The organism is Mycobacterium sp. 852014-52450_SCH5900713, from assembly GCF_001667075.1.
GTDB lineage: Bacteria > Actinomycetota > Actinomycetes > Mycobacteriales > Mycobacteriaceae > Mycobacterium.
Genome location: NZ_LZIL01000044.1, coordinates 1 through 17,433, shown reverse-complemented (window position 1 = coordinate 17,433; position 17,433 = coordinate 1). Strand labels below are relative to the sequence as shown.

18 protein-coding genes are annotated in these 17,433 nt (G+C 70.5%); 11 read left to right on the top strand and 7 right to left on the bottom strand.

Features of this window, described 5'->3' with window-relative positions:
- Positions 1-37 precede the first annotated feature (37 nt).
- Genes A5773_RS12820 through A5773_RS12810 form a run of 3 tightly spaced genes read right to left on the bottom strand, consistent with a single transcriptional unit; the run spans position 38 to position 3,389 of the window.
- A complete protein-coding gene (locus A5773_RS12820) occupies positions 38-820 on the bottom strand; it encodes an alpha/beta fold hydrolase (protein ID WP_067264849.1) in 783 nt (260 codons plus the stop codon).
- On the bottom strand, positions 817-1,734 hold the full coding sequence (locus tag A5773_RS12815) for an o-succinylbenzoate synthase (protein ID WP_232001845.1): 918 nt from the start codon (positions 1,732-1,734) through the stop codon (positions 817-819). The genes A5773_RS12820 and A5773_RS12815 overlap by 4 nt, the downstream gene beginning before the upstream one ends.
- Before the next feature lie 50 nt (positions 1,735-1,784).
- Positions 1,785-3,389, bottom strand: coding sequence for an amidohydrolase (locus A5773_RS12810; protein ID WP_067791169.1), 1,605 nt, complete (start codon positions 3,387-3,389; stop codon positions 1,785-1,787).
- A gap of 66 nt (positions 3,390-3,455) precedes the next feature.
- On the opposite strand from A5773_RS12810, the gene fadD8 reads away from it, so the two are divergent.
- The gene (gene fadD8 / locus A5773_RS12805; protein WP_067791168.1) at positions 3,456-5,057 is read left to right on the top strand and encodes a fatty-acid--CoA ligase FadD8; all 1,602 of its coding nucleotides are present in this window, start codon (positions 3,456-3,458) and stop codon (positions 5,055-5,057) included.
- Between the two features lie 81 nt (positions 5,058-5,138).
- Here fadD8 and A5773_RS12800 read toward each other — a convergent pair whose 3' ends face one another.
- Positions 5,139-5,687: a TetR/AcrR family transcriptional regulator gene (locus tag A5773_RS12800; protein WP_066956515.1), complete on the bottom strand. Its 549-nt coding sequence runs from the start codon at positions 5,685-5,687 to the stop codon at positions 5,139-5,141.
- Between the two features lie 81 nt (positions 5,688-5,768).
- Between A5773_RS12800 and A5773_RS12795 the strand changes: the two genes are divergently transcribed.
- From A5773_RS12795 to A5773_RS12750, 10 genes are all read left to right on the top strand, one after another.
- Entirely contained in the window at positions 5,769-6,692 is a 924-nt protein-coding gene (locus tag A5773_RS12795) for an aldo/keto reductase (protein WP_066956513.1), read from the top strand.
- Between the two features lie 11 nt (positions 6,693-6,703).
- Positions 6,704-7,159, top strand: coding sequence for a nitroreductase family deazaflavin-dependent oxidoreductase (locus tag A5773_RS12790; RefSeq protein ID WP_066956509.1), 456 nt, complete (start codon positions 6,704-6,706; stop codon positions 7,157-7,159).
- A 13-nt stretch (positions 7,160-7,172) separates the two neighbouring features.
- A complete protein-coding gene (locus tag A5773_RS12785) occupies positions 7,173-8,075 on the top strand; it encodes a 1,4-dihydroxy-2-naphthoyl-CoA synthase (RefSeq protein WP_066956506.1) in 903 nt (300 codons plus the stop codon).
- A 106-nt stretch (positions 8,076-8,181) separates the two neighbouring features.
- Positions 8,182-9,078 carry an SDR family oxidoreductase gene (locus A5773_RS12780; RefSeq protein ID WP_067791167.1) on the top strand — a complete coding sequence of 299 codons (897 nt, stop codon included), beginning with the start codon at positions 8,182-8,184 and terminating at the stop codon, positions 9,076-9,078.
- A gap of 27 nt (positions 9,079-9,105) precedes the next feature.
- Positions 9,106-9,513, top strand: coding sequence for a VOC family protein (locus tag A5773_RS12775; RefSeq protein WP_067791166.1), 408 nt, complete (start codon positions 9,106-9,108; stop codon positions 9,511-9,513).
- Between the two features lie 97 nt (positions 9,514-9,610).
- Positions 9,611-10,846 carry an inorganic phosphate transporter gene (locus A5773_RS12770; protein ID WP_066956498.1) on the top strand — a complete coding sequence of 412 codons (1,236 nt, stop codon included), beginning with the start codon at positions 9,611-9,613 and terminating at the stop codon, positions 10,844-10,846.
- Positions 10,846-11,145 (top strand): hypothetical protein, encoded by a 300-nt coding sequence (locus A5773_RS12765; protein WP_067791165.1) that lies wholly within the window; start codon positions 10,846-10,848, stop codon positions 11,143-11,145. The genes A5773_RS12770 and A5773_RS12765 overlap by 1 nt, the downstream gene beginning before the upstream one ends.
- A 56-nt stretch (positions 11,146-11,201) precedes the next feature.
- Positions 11,202-11,504: a DUF3349 domain-containing protein gene (locus A5773_RS12760; RefSeq protein ID WP_067791164.1), complete on the top strand. Its 303-nt coding sequence runs from the start codon at positions 11,202-11,204 to the stop codon at positions 11,502-11,504.
- 68 nt (positions 11,505-11,572) lie between these two features.
- Positions 11,573-12,658, top strand: coding sequence for an o-succinylbenzoate--CoA ligase (gene menE, locus A5773_RS12755; protein ID WP_067791219.1), 1,086 nt, complete (start codon positions 11,573-11,575; stop codon positions 12,656-12,658).
- Positions 12,659-12,664: 6 nt separating this feature from the next.
- On the top strand, positions 12,665-14,017 hold the full coding sequence (locus A5773_RS12750; protein WP_067791163.1) for a hypothetical protein: 1,353 nt from the start codon (positions 12,665-12,667) through the stop codon (positions 14,015-14,017).
- Between the two features lie 7 nt (positions 14,018-14,024).
- Here the strand turns inward: A5773_RS12750 and A5773_RS12745 are convergent, their stop codons facing one another.
- From A5773_RS12745 to A5773_RS26025, 3 genes are read right to left on the bottom strand one after another with little or no spacing between them, the layout of a single operon-like run.
- Entirely contained in the window at positions 14,025-14,687 is a 663-nt protein-coding gene (locus A5773_RS12745; protein WP_067791161.1) for a DUF2064 domain-containing protein, read from the bottom strand.
- Positions 14,684-15,337, bottom strand: a complete 654-nt coding sequence (locus A5773_RS12740; RefSeq protein WP_066956480.1) for a glycosyltransferase family 2 protein — start codon at positions 15,335-15,337, stop codon at positions 14,684-14,686. Before A5773_RS12740 ends, A5773_RS12745 begins: the two co-directional genes overlap by 4 nt.
- Positions 15,338-15,344: 7 nt before the next feature.
- Positions 15,345-16,976: a hypothetical protein gene (locus A5773_RS26025; protein ID WP_067791159.1), complete on the bottom strand. Its 1,632-nt coding sequence runs from the start codon at positions 16,974-16,976 to the stop codon at positions 15,345-15,347.
- Positions 16,977-17,433 lie beyond the last annotated feature (457 nt).

The window sequence follows — 17,433 nt, the reverse complement described above, 5'->3', positions numbered from 1 at the left end:
AGCACATCGGGGGCGCCGAGCGCAGCTGGCGCCAGAACTAGTTGCTGGCGAAGAACTTCAGCGCGGCCTCGTTGACGGCGTCGGGGCGCTCGAAGAAGCCGAGGTGGCCGGCGTCGGGTATCTGCACGTAACGGCCGTTGGGCAGCGCGTCGGCGACCTCGCGCCCCAGGTAGGGCGGCGTCAACACGTCGTCGGAGAAGCCGATCACCAGCACCGGCGTCGCGATGCTGCGGTAGGCCGGCAACCGGTTGGTGTGCGGGGCGATGTCGAGCTGGCAACGCGTTCCCGGGGTTGCCTTGACGGGCCACATGCTGAACATGGCGATCCAGTCCGCGACCGCGACGTCGTCGTTGAGCGTCTTGTGCGAAAAGTTTTCCAGCAGGCGGATTTTCGCCTCGTACGAGCTCGGCACCTGGACACCGGCGTCGGCCAGCTCGGCCTCGGCGTCGCGGAAGAACTCGCGGGTTTTATCCATGCGGCCCCGGGTGCCCATCAACACCGCGGAGCTGACGAGCTCGGGCCGCGCGAGCATGAGTTCCTGGGCGATGAACGCACCCATCGACATCCCCACGATGCGGGCCGGCGCGGCATCCAGTCCTTCGATCAGCGCCGCCGTGTCGGCCACCATGGTCTGCGTCGTGAAACCCTGCGCGTTCTCCGTGGCGCCGATGCCCCGATTGTCGAAGGTGATGACGCGGTAGCCGGCCGCCAGGAACGCGGGGACCTGATACGGCTGCCAGGTCCGGCCGGCCCCGCCGTGGCCGCTGATGAACACCACCGGCTCACCGGAGCCGCGGTCGTCGTAAGCCAGGTTGATCACTCGGACGACGGTACAAGGAGTGCGTGGCAGGCCCTGACCCGGTCGATCCACCATTGCCGCCGCTCCGCGGGCGCGGCGAGGTCCCGCAGCCGGGCTGGGTCGGGGGTGACCGGCCCGACCGCCAGGGTGCCGTCGACGGGGGAGGCAACGTCGGCCACGTCCGCTACGAACAGCCCGCCGGTGCCGAGCCCGCACGCGTGGCTCAGCACCGGGAGGGCCGCCGCGGCGGCCAGGCCATGACTGATGCCGACCGCCGAGTCGATCGCGCTGGAGACCACGACCGGAATGTCGATCTGCGCGGCGATCGCAAGCATGGCCGCAACGCCGCCCAGCGGGGCGACTTTCAGCACCGCGATGTCGGCGGCGCCGGCGCGGACCACGGCGAGCGGGTCGTCCGCCTTGCGGATGCTTTCGTCGGCGGCGATCGGCACGTCGATCCGCGCGCGCAGGGCGGCGAGCTCGTCGACGGTCGCGCATGGTTGTTCGAGGTATTCCAGCGGGCCGTCGACGGTCAGCGCGGTGGCTGCCCGCACCGCCTGCTCGACGGTCCAGCCGCCGTTGGCGTCCACCCGCACGGTCGGCACGAGTTCGCGCACCGCGTTGACCCGCTCGACGTCGTCGGCCAGCGTCTGGCCCGGCTCGGCGACCTTCACCTTGGCCGTGCGGGCGCCGGGGAACCGGGCCAGCACCTCGCCCACCCGGGCGGCGTCGACGGCCGGGACGGTGGCGTTGATCGGGATGCGGTCCCGCCGCGGCTGCGGCGGCGGGCGGTAGGCGGCCTCGATGCCCGCGGCCAGCCAGTGCGCGGCCTCGGGCGGCGCGTACTCCAGGAAGGCCCCGAACTCCCCCCAACCCGCGGGGCCCTCGATGAGCGCGACCTCCCGGGTGGTGATGCCGCGGAACCGCACCCGCATCGGCAACGCGACCACGTGCAGGCGGTCCAATAGGTCGTCGAGCGTGGGCGTCACCGGCCGTAGACCTGGCGGCCCGCCAGGAACGTCGCGCGCACCTCCAGGTCGGCGATCTCCTCGGGCGGCACGGTCCGCGGATCGGCCGACAGCACCACCAGGTCGGCGTACTTGCCCACCTCCAGCGAGCCGATGACGTCGTCGGCGAACAACTGCCACGCCGCGTCGATGGTCTGCGCGCGGATGGCCTGCTCGACCGTCAACCGCTCCTCGGGCGCCAGTACCCGGCCGCTGGGCGCCGTGCGCGTCACGGCCACGCTGATGTTGCGCAACGGCTCCTCGGGCGTGACCGGGGGGTCGTTGTGCAACGAGATGCGCATGCCGGTGGCGACCGCGGAACCGGCTGGCATCCAACGGGATCCGCGTTCGGGGCCGAACAGGCCGTCGACGATGATGTCGCCCCAGTAGTGGATCTGGTCGACGAAGATGCTGCAGGTGACCCCGAGGTCGGCGGCGCGCTGCAGCTGCTCGGGCCGGATGGCGCCGACGTGCTCGAGCCGCAGCCGATGGTCGTCGCGCGGGTGGCGGTGCAGCGCCTCCTCGTAGACATCGAGGATGGTGTCCACCCCGGCATCGCCCTGCACGTGGCAGGCCATCGGCCAGCCCAGCGGGAAGTAGGCGCCGACGATTTCGCTGAGCTGCTCGCGGGTGTAGTTGGCGTGGCCGCAGGAGCCGGGCGGCACCCCGATGGTGCGGGTGGCGTCGGTATCCAGGTACGGGAAGGACAGGGCGATGTTGCCGACCCACGGGGAGCCGTCTACCCAGATCTTGATGCCGACCTGGCGCAGCATGTCGTCGCCCTGGCCGGGGGTGGCGTCGGTGCGCATCTGCGGATTGGAGATCTCGTAGGTGCGCAGCCGGACCGTCAGCTGGTCGCGGAGCCGCTCGACCACCGGCCCGAACGCCGGGTCGAAGGCCATCTCGGAGCAGGTGGTCAGGCCGGCGCGGTTGAGCCGCGCGCATTCGGCGAGCAGCATCGCCGGATAGTCGCCGGGCGCGATGGCCCCGGCCAGCAGCGGGAACACCGCGCCGGTCTCCTCGGCCGTGCCGTCCAGCTCGCCGTGCGCGTCGCGGCCGAACCGGGCGCCCTTGGGATCGGGGGTGTCACGGGTCAGGCCGGCGCGCCGTGCGGCGGGCGAATTGAAATAGGCCTTGTGCCCGGAGTTGTGGATGATGATCAACGGCCCGTTCGGCGCGATCTCGTCGAGCCAGGCCAGCGTCGGCTGGGGCAACCCGGACTGCAGCAGCGGGTCCCAGCCGTTCAGGTAGGCGCCGGCCGCTCCCCTGGCGGCGACCTCACGGCGGACGGCGCCGACGACGTCGTCGGCTTCTCGTATGGTGACCGGCCGGATGTCGACGATGCGGTCCGACAGCGCCAAGGCCTCCATCAGCGGATGGCCGTGCGCCTCAACGAATCCCGGCATGACGCAGCCTTCGCCGAAGTCGATGGTCCGCGTCTCGGGGCCGGTCAGCATGGCCACATCGGAGCGGCTGCCGACGGCGACGATGCGCCCGTCGGCCACGGCGAGCGCCTCGGCGGTGGGCCGCGCGTCGTCGACGGTCAGGATGGTTCCGGTAACGACCAGATCTGCCTGCGCCATGTGCAGGGATGCTAGTGCTCCGAGGGGGTGGCTGACCGGAATTGCAACACGTTCTAGTCTTGCCCCATGAGTGACGATCTGCTGCGCCATCCCATTCATTCCGGACACCTGACAGTCGGTGCGCTCAAGCGCAACAAGAACAAGCCGGTGTTGCATCTCGGCGACACCACGCTGACCGGTGGACAGCTCGCCGAGCGCATCAGCCAATACATCCAGGCTTTCGAGGCGCTCGGTGCGGGCACCGGCGCGACCGTCGGGCTGCTGTCGCTGAACCGGCCCGAGGTGCTGATGATCATCGGCGCCGGCCAGACCCAGGGCTACCGGCGCGTGGCCCTGCACCCGCTGGGTTCCCTGGACGACCACGCCTACGTGCTGGGCGACGCCGGCGTGACGTCGCTGATCATCGATCCCAACCCGATGTTCGTCGAGCGGGCGCTGGGCCTGCTGGAGAAGGTGCCCGGCCTCAAGCAGGTGCTGACCATCGGCCCGGTCCCCGAAGCGCTGGGTGATTCCGCGGTGGACCTGGTGGCCGAGGCCGCGAAGTATCCGCCGCAGCCGTTGGTGGCGGCCGACCTTCCGCCCGATCACATCGGCGGAATGGCCTACACCGGTGGCACCACCGGCAAGCCCAAGGGTGTGCTGGGCACCGCGCAGTCGATCACCACGATGACCACGATTCAGCTCGCGGAGTGGGAGTGGCCGGAGAACCCGCGCTTCCTGATGTGCACGCCGCTGTCGCATGCCGGTGCGGCGTTCTTCGTGCCGACGATCATCAAGGGCGGCGAGCTGGTCGTGCTGACCAAGTTCGATCCGGCCGAGGTGCTGCGGGTGATCGAGGAGCAGAAGATCACCGCGACCATGCTGGTGCCGTCGATGATCTACGCGCTGATGGACCACCCGGATTCGCACACCCGCGACCTGTCGTCGCTGGAGACGGTCTATTACGGCGCCTCGGCGATGAACCCGGTGCGGCTGGCCGAGGCCATCCGCCGCTTCGGGCCGATCTTCGCCCAGTACTACGGGCAATCCGAAGCGCCGATGGTCATCTCCTACCTGGCCAAGAAGGACCACGACGAGAAGCGGCTGACCTCCTGCGGGCGGCCCACGCTGTTCGCCCGCACCGCACTGCTGGACGCCGACGGCAACCCGGTGCCGCAGGGCGAGGTCGGTGAGATCTGCGTGTCCGGGCCACTGCTGAGCGGCGGGTACTGGAACCTGCCGGAGGAGACGGCCAAGACGTTCAAGGACGGCTGGCTGCACACCGGTGACATGGCCCGCGAGGACGAGGACGGCTTCTGGTTCATCGTGGACCGGGTCAAGGACATGATCGTCACCGGCGGATTCAACGTGTTCCCCCGGGAAGTGGAGGACGTTGTCGCCGAGCACCCGGCCGTCGCGCAGGTGTGCGTGATCGGCACGCCGGACGAGAAGTGGGGCGAAGCCGTCACCGCGGTGATCGTGCTGCGACCCGACCATCCCTCCGACGAGGAGTCGGTGGCGCGGGTGACCGTCGAGATTCAGTCCGCGGTCAAGGAGCGCAAGGGTTCGGTGCAGTCGCCAAAGCAGGTGATCGTCGTCGAGTCGGTGCCGGTGACCGCGCTGGGCAAGCCGGACAAGAAGGCCGTGCGCGCCCAGTTCTGGGAGGGCGCCGGCCGCGCCGTCGGCTGAGTTTGTGTCGCCGAGCGTCACGCCAGCGTGGCGCTCACCGGGCGCCGTCACTCCAGCGTGACGTTGGGCGCAAAAATCCGGCTAGCTTGTCGCGATGCCGGCCGCCAGCAGGTCGAGCATGCGGCCCGTCTGCTCGGGCGAGCCGCTGGCCAGGAAGATGCCAATCAGGCTGGACACCACATCGTCGGCCTGCACGTCGGGGCGCAGGCTGCCGTCCTCGACGCCCGCACGCAACAGCAGGTCGACGGCGCCGACGATGCTGTCACGAGTCTGGCCGGCCTGCATGGCGCCGGAGGCGAAGATCGCCTGCAGCGACTCGGCCATGCCACGCTTGGCGGCCACGAATGACGCGTAGCGGTCCATCCAGCGGCGCAGCGCGGCCTTGGGCGGATGCCGCTTGAGTAGCCGGTCGGCCGTTGCGGCCACTTCGGCGAGCTCGGCGCGATAGACCGCCTCGACGAGCGCCTCCCGATTCGGAAAGTGGCGGTAGAGCGTGCCGATCCCGACGCCGGCCTCGCGCGCGATGGCCTCGAGCGACACGGATCGCCCTTGGCCGGCGGTGAACGCCGCCGTCGCCACCTCGAGCAGCCGCTCACGATTACGGCGCGCGTCCGATCGGATCTCGACCAAAGCGGAGGTTCCTCCGTTTCTGCTAGGCTCGAACAAGCGGAGGACCCTCCGCATTTCTCCAGTGTGGCACGAGGGAGCACCATGACGGACAAACCACAACCCGGCGGGCGGGGCAACATTGGCGCGTCGGCAGTCGCCCGCATCGGCTACGGCGCGATGCAGCTGTTCGAGGCCCCGTCTGCCGAGGATGCGGCCGCGGTGCTGCGCCGCGCGGTCGACCTCGGCGTCAACCACATCGACACCGCGTCGTTCTACGGCCCCGGCGAAGTGAACCGCCGGATCCGGGCGGCGCTGGCCCCCTACCCGGACGACCTCGTCATCGTCAGCAAGGTCGGTGCGCGCTTCACCGGCGAACAACCGATCCCCCTGGCCGCCGCACAAAAGCCCGAGCAGCTGCGCGCCGCGGTCGAGGACGACCTGCGCCAGCTCGGTCTGGACTGCGTTCCGGTGGTCAACCTGCGGCGCATGGACCTGGGGCCCGGCGTGGCCGCCGAGGGCGACCAGGTCGTCGACGTCGACGACCAGCTCGCCGAGATGATCGCGCTGCGCGACGAGGGCAAGATCGGCGCGATCGGCATCAGCGCCGTGCCGCTCGAGGTGGTGCGGCGGGCGTTGCCCGCGGGGATTGCCTGCGTGCAGAATGCCTACAGCCTGCTCGACCGCTCACAGGAAGCCACGCTGGACCTGTGCGCGGCCGAGGGCGTCGCCTGGGTGCCTTACTTCCCGCTGGGCTCGTCGTTTCCGGGCTTCCCGAAGGTCGCCGACCATCCTGCGGTGGCCGAGATCGCCGGTGCGCTCGGCGTCACGGGCGCCCAGGTCGGCTTGGCGTGGCTGCTGGCGCACGCGCCGAACACATTGCTGATCCCGGGCACGCGATCCGTCGGGCACCTCGAGGAAAACCTTGCCGCGGCCGACGTCGCCCTCGATGCCGAAGCACTGGAAACGCTGGACGCCGTTGGTACAACCGAACCCCAGCCCCATGGCGCGGAGCCCTTTGAGAGGTAACGTCGCTGCCTATGGGAAGCGGCAAACCGATCAAGCCGCCGTGGTGGTTGAAGCCGGCCAACAAGGTCTTCATCCAGATGTCGCGGCTGGGAATGAGTTTCGGCGGCGAGAGCCCAGTGGTGCTGACGGTGACCGGCCGCAAGTCCGGCGCGGACCGCTCAACCCCGGTGACCCCCATGACCGTCGACGGCCGGCAGTACGTCGTCGCCGGGTTCCCGGGCGCCGACTGGGTGGCCAACGTTCGGGCCGCCGGTGAGGCCACGATCGCGCGCGGCCGTCACGCCCAGAGGGTACGGATGGCCGAGCTGTCCGCCGACGACGCGCGGCCGATCCTGCGACTCTTCCCCACCGAGGTGCCGACGGGCGTCGGCTTCATGAAGCGGGCGGGGCTCGTCACCGAAGGGCGCCCCGACGAGTTCGAAGCCCTCGCCGGCCGCTGCGCAGTGTTCCGCCTGGACCCGGTATAGGAGTTCGAAACCCTTGACTGACAATCCCTTTGACGCCCAGGCCTGGCGGCCCGTGGCCGGGTTCGACGACCTGACCGACATCACCTACCACCGGCACGTCACCGACGCGACCGTGCGGGTGGCGTTCGACCGGCCCGAGGTGCGCAACGCCTTTCGGCCGCACACCGTCGACGAGCTCTACCGGGTGCTCGACCACGCGCGGATGTCCCCCGACGTGGGCGTGGTGCTGCTGACCGGCAACGGTCCGTCGCCCAAAGACGGCGGCTGGGCGTTCTGCTCCGGCGGCGATCAGCGGATCCGGGGGCGCAGCGGTTACCAGTACGCGAGCGGCGACACCGCCGAGACCGTCGACCCCGCCCGCGCCGGCAGGCTGCACATCCTCGAGGTGCAGCGGCTCATCCGGTTCATGCCCAAGGTGGTCATCTGCCTGGTCAACGGCTGGGCGGCCGGCGGCGGGCACAGCCTGCACGTGGTCTGCGATCTCACCCTGGCCAGCCGCGAGCACGCCCGGTTCAAGCAGACCGACGCCGATGTCGGCAGCTTCGACGGCGGCTATGGCAGTGCGTATCTGGCGCGTCAGGTGGGCCAGAAGTTCGCCCGCGAGATCTTCTTCCTCGGCCGCGCGTACACCGCCGAGCAGATGCACCACATGGGCGCGGTCAACGCGGTCATCGACCACGCCGACCTGGAGAAGGCAGCAATCGAGTGGGCCGCCGAGATCAACGCCAAATCGCCTCAGGCGCAACGGATGCTCAAGTTCGCCTTCAACCTGCTCGACGACGGGCTGGTGGGCCAGCAGCTGTTCGCGGGAGAGGCCACCCGGCTGGCCTACATGACCGACGAGGCCGTCGAGGGCCGCGACGCCTTCCTGGAGAAGCGGCCGCCGGACTGGAGCCGGTTCCCGCGCTACTTCTAGCGGGTCCGACGCTCGGCGGCCCACGTCACGCTGGCGTGACGTTCGGCGGCCCACGTCACGCTGGCGTGACGTTCGGGGGCACGGGGCGCGCCCCTAGACTCCCCACGTGAGCAAGAGTCCCCTGCGCCGGATCACCGATCAGCTGGTCCTGGCCACCATGCGCCCCCCGATGGCCCCGCAGGTGCTGATCAACCGGCCCGCCATCAAGCCGGTCGACCTCAACGGCAAGCGCATCCTGCTGACCGGCGCGTCGTCGGGCATCGGCGAGGCCGCGGCCGAACTGCTGGCCTGCCAGGGCGCGACGGTGGCCGTCGTCGCCCGTCGACAGGAACTGCTCGACGCGCTCGCGGAGCGGATCACCACGGCGGGCGGCACCGCGCTGTCCCTGCCGTGCGACGTCTCCGACATGGACGCCGTCGACGCGTTGGTCGCCGACGTCGAGAAGCGGCTCGGCGGGGTCGACATCCTGATCAACAACGCCGGCCGGTCCATCCGCCGGCCGCTGGCGGAGTCGCTGGAGCGCTGGCACGACGTCGAGCGGACGATCGCGCTCAACTACTACTCGCCGCTGCGGCTGATCCGCGGGCTGGCGCCCGGCATGCTCGAACGCGGCGACGGCCACATCATCAACGTCTCCACCTGGGGGGTGCTGTCGGAGGCGTCGCCGCTGTTCGCGGTCTACAACGCATCGAAGGCGGCGCTGTCGGCGGTAAGCCGCGTCGTGGAGACCGAGTGGGGGCGCAAGGGTGTGCATTCGACGACGCTGTACTACCCGCTGGTGGCCACGCCGATGATCGCGCCGACGAAGGCGTACGAGGGCATGCCCGCGCTCACGTCAGAAGAGGCCGCCGAATGGATGCTGACCGCCGCCCGCACCCGGCCGGTGCGGATCGCGCCGCGGATGGCGATCGCCGCGAAGGCGATCGACACGTTCGGTCCCCGGCTGGTGAACACGCTCATGCAGCGGCAGCGGATCCAACCCAACCGCGAAAACGGCAGCTGAACCGGCCCATGTGATAGACACGACGCTATGGAGATCCTGGCCAGCCGGATGCTGTTCCGGCCGGCGGACTATCAGCAGTCGTTGACGTTTTACCGAGACCAGATCGGGCTCGCAATAGCCCGTGAATACGGCGCGGGCACAGTCTTTTTCGCCGGCCAGTCGTTGCTGGAGCTGGCGGGCTACGGCTCCTCGGACCATTCCCGGGGCCCGTTCCCCGGCGCGCTGTGGCTTCAGGTTCGCGACATCGAAGCGACCCAGGCCGAGCTGCAAAGCCGGGGCGTGCCGATCGCGCGCGAGGCGCGCCAAGAACCGTGGGGCCTATACGAAATGCACGTGACGGACCCGGACGGGATCACGCTGATCTTCGTTCAAATCCCGCCCGACCACCCGCTGCGCCGCGACACCCGGGGTAAACCGCAGGGGAATTCCGGTTAACTGAGAGGTAACATCTGGCGACGACTCTCAATACACCCGCGATTCAGGTCTTCCTGCATTCGACAATGGAATCCCCCTACCACCAGAATCGGGCGCTGTGAACATCCAGTTGTTCCTCTTGAGTATTGTCGTAATCACGGCACTGGCTTTCGATTTCACGAACGGCTTCCACGACACCGGCAACGCGATGGCGACCTCCATCGCCAGCGGCGCGCTCAAGCCCAAGGCGGCGGTCGCACTGTCCGCGGTGCTGAACCTGGTAGGCGCGTTCATGTCCACCGCCGTCGCCGCCACGATCGCCAAGGGCTTGATCGACGGGCACATCGTGACGCTGGAGCTGGTATTCGCCGGCTTGGTCGGCGGCATCGTGTGGAACCTGCTGACGTGGCTCTTCGGTATCCCCTCGAGTTCCTCGCACGCCTTGATCGGCGGCATCGTCGGCGCCACGATCGCCGCCGTCGGCGGGCACGGGGTGCTGTGGAAAGGCCTGGTATCCCACGTACTCATCCCGGCTGTGGTGGCCGCGATCCTGGCCATCGCCGTCGGGGCGATCGCGACCTGGCTGGTGTACCGGATCACCCGCGGCATCCCGGTCAAGCGCACCGAGGCCGGGTTCCGGTACGGCCAGTGGGGCTCGGCGTCGCTGGTTTCGCTGGCGCACGGGACCGGCGACGCGCAGAAGACGATGGGCATCATCTTCCTGGCGCTGATGTCCTACGGCTCGATCAGCAGAAACGCCGCGATGCCGCCCCTATGGGTCATCGTCGCTTGCGCGTTGTCCATGGCGGCGGGCACCTACCTGGGCGGCTGGCGGATCATCCGCACGCTGGGCAAGGGGCTGGTGGAGATCCAGTCGCCCCAGGGCATGGCGGCCGAGTCGTCCTCGGCCGCAGTGATTTTGCTGTCCACCCACTTCGGCTATGCGCTGTCGACCACCCAGGTCTGCACCGGTTCGGTGCTGGGCAGCGGACTCGGCAAGCCCGGCGGCGAGGTCCGCTGGGGCGTCGCCGGCCGCATGGGCGTCGCCTGGCTGGTGACGCTTCCGTTGGCCGGGCTGGTCGGCGCGGTCACCTACTGGATCGTGCACTACATCGGCGGCTACCCCGGCGCGATCGTCGGCTTCGCGCTGCTGGTCGCGGTTTCGGCCACCATCTACATCCGGTCGCGCAAGGTCAAGGTCGACCACAACAACGTCAACGCCGAATGGAAGGGCGACCTGACCGCCGGGCTCGAAGCCGCGGACGGCCACGAGCCGCCCTCCGACGGTGGCCCCATGGCGGGCGCCACCCCCCGGTACGACTCCGACGACCCCACGATGAAGGCGAACGCTTGATGAGTCACTTCAGCGACTGGTTCAACTACCAGGCCTCCCTCAAGATCCTGCTCTTCGCCATGCTGGCCGGAGCCGCGTTGCCGGGGTTGTTCGCCCTGGGGCTCCGATTCCACGCAGTGGGTGCGGGGCAGGTAAGCACCGACGGCAGCTCGGCACAAAAAAACCCGGTGCTGCTGGCCCTCGCATGGGCGATTTATGCGGTGGTCCTGCTGGCGATCGCCTTTGCTCTGGCGTACATCTCCCGGGATTTCATCGCCCATCACACCGGCGTCGCCTTCCTTGGAGCCAAACCCAAGTAGCATCGAGCGATGCCCACCGCGTCAACGAGCCGGACACCGGGGGGAGTTGGACCAGCGTGAACGGATTTCTCAATTCGATCGTCTCGTGGCTGCGCGCGGGATACCCGGAAGGCGTCCCGCCGACGGACACCTTCCCGGTGCTGGCGCTGCTGGCCCGCCGGATGTCCAACGACGAGGTCAAAGAGGTGGCCTGCGAGCTGATCCGCCGCGGCGAATTCGACGACGTCGACATCGGTGTGCTGATCACGCAGATCACCGACGAGCTGCCCAGCCCCGACGACGTCGAGCGGGTGCGGGTCCGGCTGGAAGCGCAGGGCTGGCCGTTCGATGACGCGGACCAGGTCGAGGACCCCGCATAGCCGTACTGCGCGCCCAGACCGTCCTGCCGGGTTCGGCCGTCTCGTCGCTGTTGCCCGCCCTGGAACGGGTGCTGGATGGCCGCGACTCCGCCCTGGTCGCCCTGGCCCCCGGCTCGGATGCGCTGGCGGCGGCCCTGCGGGTGGGGGAAGAGATCGACGACGGCGTGGCCCTGGTGGTGACGACGTCGGGAACCACGGGTGCGCCCAAGGGGGCCCTGCTGACCGCGGCCGCGCTGACGGCCAGCGCCGCGGCGACCCACGACCGCCTCGGCGGGCCGGGCAGCTGGCTACTGGCGTTGCCGCCGTACCACATCGCCGGACTGCAGGTGCTGGTGCGCAGCGCGCTCGCGGGCTCGGCGCCCGTCGAGCTGGACGTCACAAACCCCACCAAGGGCTTCGATGTGGCCGAATTGCCCGGCGCGATAAGGCGATTGGGACCCGGCCGGCGCTACACGTCGCTGGTCGCGGCGCAGATGGCCAAGGCGCTGACCGATCCGGCGGCCGCGGGCGCGCTCGCCGAACTCGATGCCGTGTTGCTCGGGGGTGGACCGGCCCCGGCGGGCGTGCTCGACGCCGCGGCGGCCGCCGGCATCACCGTGGTTCGCACCTACGGCATGAGTGAGACCGCCGGTGGCTGCGTCTACGACGGCGTGCCGCTGCGCGGCGTATTGGTCCGGGTGGACGACGGGCGCATCGCCCTCGGGGGCGCGACCCTGGCCAAGGGCTACCGCAATCCGGTGGACCCCGACCCGTTCGCCGAGCCGAGCTGGTTCCGCACCGACGATCTCGGCGTCGTCGACGAGGCGGGCGTGCTGACCGTGCTGGGCCGCGCCGACGACGCGATCAGCACGGGCGGCTTGACCGTGTTGCCGCAGCTGGTCGAGGCGGCGCTGGGCACCCACCCCGCCGTGGCGGACTGCGCGGTTTTCGGCGTGGCCGACGACCGGCTGGGCCAGCGGGTGGTGGCCGCGGTCGTGCTGGCCGAGGGCTGCCCGGCGCCGACGCTGGACGCGCTGCGCGCCCACGTGACGGGCACCCTGGACCCCACCGCCGCCCCGCGCGAGTTGCACGTGGTCGACGCGCTGCCGCGGCGGGGCATCGGCAAGGTCGACCGGACGGCGCTGGGGCGCCGGTTCGGCCGATCAATAGGCTGATCGACCGTGAGGGTGGCACGTCGGGAGTCAGCGGCCGTCGCGGTCGGGGTGGTACTGGTCGGGGCGGCGTTCATCCTGCCGCGGCTGCACTGGGGCGTGCGGCCGCGGACCGATGTCGGGCAGGAGCGGTTCGGCACGCACGCCGGAGCCGCGCCGATTTTCGGTGCCTGGGAAATCCACGCCAGTTGGGGTACCGGGCCTGCCATCGCCCTCGCGATTGCCGCGGTGGCGTGGGGACCGATTCTGGCGCAACGCCTTTCGTGGCGGATCCTCACGCTGGGCACCTGGGCCACCGCCTGCGGCTGGGCCTTCGCGCTGGCGATGATCGACGGGTGGCAACGCGGCTTCGCCGGCCGGCTGACCACCCGGGACGAGTACCTGTCCCAGGTGGGAAGCATCGCCGACATTCCGGCTACGTTGCGCACGTTCGCGAGCCGGATCGTCGACTACCAACCGAACTCCTGGACCACCCACGTCTCCGGGCACCCACCCGGCGCGCTGCTGACCTTCGTCTGGCTGGACCGGATCGGCCTGCACGGGGGCGCGTGGGCTGGGCTGCTGTGCCTGCTCGTCGGCTCCAGCGCGACGGCCGCGGTGCTGATCGCCGTTCGCGCGCTGGCCGACGATGAGACCGCGCGACGTGCTGCGCCGTTCGTGGCCGTGGCGCCAACCGCAATCTGGGTAGCGGTATCCGCCGACGGCTACTTCGCCGGGGTCGCGGCATGGGGCATCGCGCTGTTGGCCGGAGCGGTGCACCGACCGGTCCGGTTCCCCGCGGGGGTGGGCACCGCCGCGGGCCTGCTGCTGGGCTGGGGCGTGTTCTGTAACTACGGCCTGATGTTGATGGGGCTCCCGGCCCTGGCGGTGCTGGCATCGGCCGCCGACTGGCGCGCCGTGCTGCGGGCGCTCGGCCCGGCGACGCTGGCCGCGGTGGCGGTGGCGGTCGCCTTCGCGGTGGCGGGGTTCTACTGGTTCGAAGGCTATACCCTTGTGCAGCAACGCTATTGGCAGGGCATCGCTAAAGACCGCCCGTTCGCGTACTGGAGCTGGGCCAACCTGGCGTCGGTGGTGTGTGCGATCGGGTTGGGCAGCGTGGCCGGCATCAGCCGGCTGTTCGACCCGGTGGCCATCCGCCGCCGTTCCGGGTTCCACCTGCTGCTGCTGGCGGCGCTCGCCGCGATCGCCTGCGCGGACCTGAGCATGCTCAGCAAGGCCGAGGTCGAGCGCATCTGGCTGCCCTTCACCATCTGGCTCACCGCGGCGCCCGCGCTGTTGCCCGTCCGGTCGCACCGAGTGTGGCTGGCGCTCAACGTCGCCGGCGCCCTGGCGCTCAACACCCTCATCGTCACGAACTGGTAGGCGCGGGCTACAGGCCGGCCGCGCGGGTCACCTTCGCGAAGCGACTGGCGGGCCCGCACGCCTCGCGCACCACCGCCACGTCGTCGAAGACGTCGAAGTCGGCCAGTCGGGGCGCCGCAACGGGCTCAATTCCCAAGTCGTGCAACGCCCGATACGTCAGCAGTCCGGTATCGGGCTGCGACATCGGGACGGTGCGCAGGCATTCGGCCGTTTCGGGGCTCCGCAATCCGAGCACCCACCAGCCGCCGTCGACGGCCGGCCCGAGCACGGCCGGCGCCTCCTGCAGGCGTTGCGCGCAGTCGATCAACATGTCGGCGGTCACCTGCGGGGTGTCCATCCCGATCTGCACCACCGGATAGCCGTCCGCCGCGTCGGCATGGGCGTTGGCGAGGCGATCGGCGAAGTCGTTGCCGCGCTGGGGAATCACCGTGAAGGACTCCAGCCGTTGCCGGATCTCGTCGGCGGCGGCTGCGGCGCTCAGGTCGCCGGTCATGGCCACCACCCGGTTCGCCACCGGCGCGGCGGCCACCGCGTCCAGCGTGTCCAGCAGTGCGGCGGCGGCGATTTCGGCGGCGACGAGGTCCCCGACCGTCGCGGCGAGCCGGGTCTTGGCCCGGCCGGGCTCGGGCGCCTTCGCGACCACCAGCAGCGTCACCGCCACGACAGTCACGAGATCACCTTCCAGAAGTCGACGATCGCGGTGATGCTCCCCCGCAGCGAACCGCTGACCTTCGACTGGCCGCCGGTGCGGGGGCCGTAGCTGACGTCGAGTTCGACCACGCGCCAGCCGGCGGCCGCGGCCCGGACCAGCAGCTCCAGCGGGTAACCCGAACGCCGGTCGACGACACCGAGATTCAGCAGCGCCTCGCGCCGGGTCACCCGCATCGGCGCGATGTCGTGCACCGGCAATCCGTGGCGGGTGCGCAGCCGCCAGCTCATCACCACGGTGCCGACCCGGGCCACCCACGGCCAATGCAGCCCGGCTACCGGCCGGCGCCGTCCGATCACCAGATCGGCACCCTGCTCGAGCGCGGCGACCAGCCGCGGCAGCTCCCCGGCGTCCATCGAGCCGTCGGCGTCGATCACCGCCACGATCGGCGTCCTCGCGGCCACCACGCCCGCGTGCACCGCCGAGCCGTACCCGGCCCGCGGCTCGACCACGACCTCGGCGCCGTGCCGCCGCGCGACCCCGGCAGTGTCGTCGGTGCTGTTGTTGTCGACGACCAGCGCCCGGTATCCGGCGGGGATGGCCGCCAGCACCGCGGGCAGCGACTCCTCCTCGTTGAGGCAGGGCAGCACCACCGTGACGGCGTCGGGCATGGACGCCTCAGAACCCGCGATGGGTGCGTGGCTGCTGCGGGGCGAGCGTTTGCGGGGTCTGCGTGTGCGGCGCCACCGTCGTTTCGTGCGTGCTGGGCGGCGGCGCGGCGGTTGTCGGCGTTTGCGTCGAGGTGAACGGCTCCTTAGAGCTCGTCGGCGGGGTGGTCGTGGTCACGGGCGGTGTCGTCGTCGTCGGCGTCGTCGTGGTTGGCGTTGTGGTGGACGGCTCCGTCGTGGTGGACGTCGTTGTGGTCGGTGTCGTGGTCGTCGGCGTCGTGGTCGTGGTCGTGATCGTCGTCGTGGTCGTCGGCGTCGTGAACGTCGGCGGGTTGTATGGGGGCGGCGGATACACCGGGACCGGAACGATGATCGGGACCGGAACGGGCACAGCGGGATTCGGGTTAGGTACGAAGCCGGGCGACACCGGCGCGGCGGGGACGGCCGGCCCACCGCCGCCCTGTGCCGGAATAAGACCGTTGGCATCCGGGATGACGCCGCCCTGGAAACCCGCGTTGGGCTGATCAACCGGGGGCGGTGGCACCGGCGCCTGCTGCTGGGTCGGCAACAACGGCATGAACTTGCCCGGGGCGGCGTTCTGGTGTCCCACCACCGGCTGTTGGCTCGCGGTGGGACGGACCGCAATGGCCACCGCGGCGGCCAGCGACGCGAAACCGATGACCGCGAAGGCGATCACGGCGTTGCCCACCACCAGGGATCGGCGGCTCAGCCGCGAGGGGATGGCCGTGGTCTCGTCGACGTCGTCGAAGTCGTCGTATTGGGGGCCGTACTCGTCGCCGGCGAACGGCTCGGCATCGTCGGTCATCGAGTACGCCAGCTGTGGTTCCTCCACATCTGCCGGAGGCACGACCGTCGTCTCGTCCCCGGTGAGCCCGGGCGCCATGGCGGTCTCATCCCCGGTGAGCCCGGGCGCCATGGCGGTCTCGTCCCCGGTGAGTCCCACGGCCGGCGCCATCGCGGTGGCATCCCCGGCCGACAACGCCGTCTGCGCCGCGGCGGCCATCGCCGCGCCGCGGGCGATCGCGAAGGCGGGGTCGTCGGCGACCTGCACCCGCATGGTCGACGCATCGCGGATCTGGTCGGCGACCTGAGCCAGCTCGGGCGAAGCGCCCACCAGGTACACGTCGCCCGGGGCGTCCGGCCTGGCGCCGAGTTGGGCCATCATCGTGTTGAACGTCGCGGTCGCGTCGCTGCCGGCGACCGCCTCCCTGGCCAGCACGGTCGGCGGTGCGTTCTGGTCATCGGCAGAACCCGGCACGGACAGCGTCGCCGTCGCGTCGTCCAGCACCAGCGCGGCGGCGCCGGGGCGGCCGGCCGCGCGCATCAGCGCGGCCACCGCTTGCGAGTCGGAGAGCAATGCGACGTTGGAAACGCCGGAATCTTCCAGTGCCTGCCGCAGCTGGCCGGCCCGCGGATCGTCGCTCCAGCACACCCGGGTGCTGACCAGCCGGTGGTTCTCGTCCGCCAGGAGCCGATTGGTGCCGACCACCGTCTCGGTGAGTTTGCCGACCGGGTTCTCATCCAGGTCGACGACGGATTGGTCGATCACGTCCGCGCCCGGCCCGACAAGCGCCAAGCGGGCAACCGGGCCCGTGACCGCGACCCCCAACACGACGTCCATCCCGGTTCTCCTTCGGCTGGCTACCCCACGACCAGCAATGTCCCGGCATCATTACACTTGCGATACCGTTGGCAGTATCCGTTATTCGGGCGACAACGTTTGCCCATAGCGCAGCGTAACCAGCTTCTCGAACGACAGGACGGTCGCGGGGGAATCTGCGAGGGCGTCCGAACGGAGAATATGTTCGCAAGCGAGCAGTCCGGCCGCCTCGGCAGGGTGTTCACCCGCCGCGCAACCGAACCTGCGCCACGATTGACGGTCCTTGAATTCCGGGGGGCATGGTGATCCAGAGCAGTGACGACGCGCCCACCGGCCCAATCGATCCCGGACAGGCGCAGCAAACCGCTCGCATCATCCGGCCGGGCGCCCCCCCCCCCCCCCCCGCCGGGGCCCCGCCCCCCCCGCGCCCGCCCCCCCGCGCCCGCCCCCCCCCCCCCGCGCGGGGGGGCGGGGGGGA

Bases quoted from the DNA above. Each gene is read 5' to 3' on its own strand.
- A5773_RS12775 (WP_067791166.1), top strand. From the start codon at position 9,106: ATGGAGATCCTGGCCAGCCGGATGCTGTTCCGGCCGGCGGACTATCAG.
- A5773_RS12810 (WP_067791169.1), bottom strand. From the start codon at position 3,389: ATGGCGCAGGCAGATCTGGTCGTTACCGGAACCATCCTGACCGTCGAC.
- A5773_RS12790 (WP_066956509.1), top strand. From the start codon at position 6,704: ATGGGAAGCGGCAAACCGATCAAGCCGCCGTGGTGGTTGAAGCCGGCC.
- A5773_RS12815 (WP_232001845.1), bottom strand. From the start codon at position 1,734: ATGCGGGTGCGGTTCCGCGGCATCACCACCCGGGAGGTCGCGCTCATC.
- A5773_RS12765 (WP_067791165.1), top strand. From the start codon at position 10,846: ATGAGTCACTTCAGCGACTGGTTCAACTACCAGGCCTCCCTCAAGATC.
- A5773_RS26025 (WP_067791159.1), bottom strand. From the start codon at position 16,976: ATGGACGTCGTGTTGGGGGTCGCGGTCACGGGCCCGGTTGCCCGCTTG.
- fadD8 (WP_067791168.1), top strand. From the start codon at position 3,456: ATGAGTGACGATCTGCTGCGCCATCCCATTCATTCCGGACACCTGACA.
- A5773_RS12740 (WP_066956480.1), bottom strand. From the start codon at position 15,337: ATGCCCGACGCCGTCACGGTGGTGCTGCCCTGCCTCAACGAGGAGGAG.
- A5773_RS12795 (WP_066956513.1), top strand. From the start codon at position 5,769: ATGACGGACAAACCACAACCCGGCGGGCGGGGCAACATTGGCGCGTCG.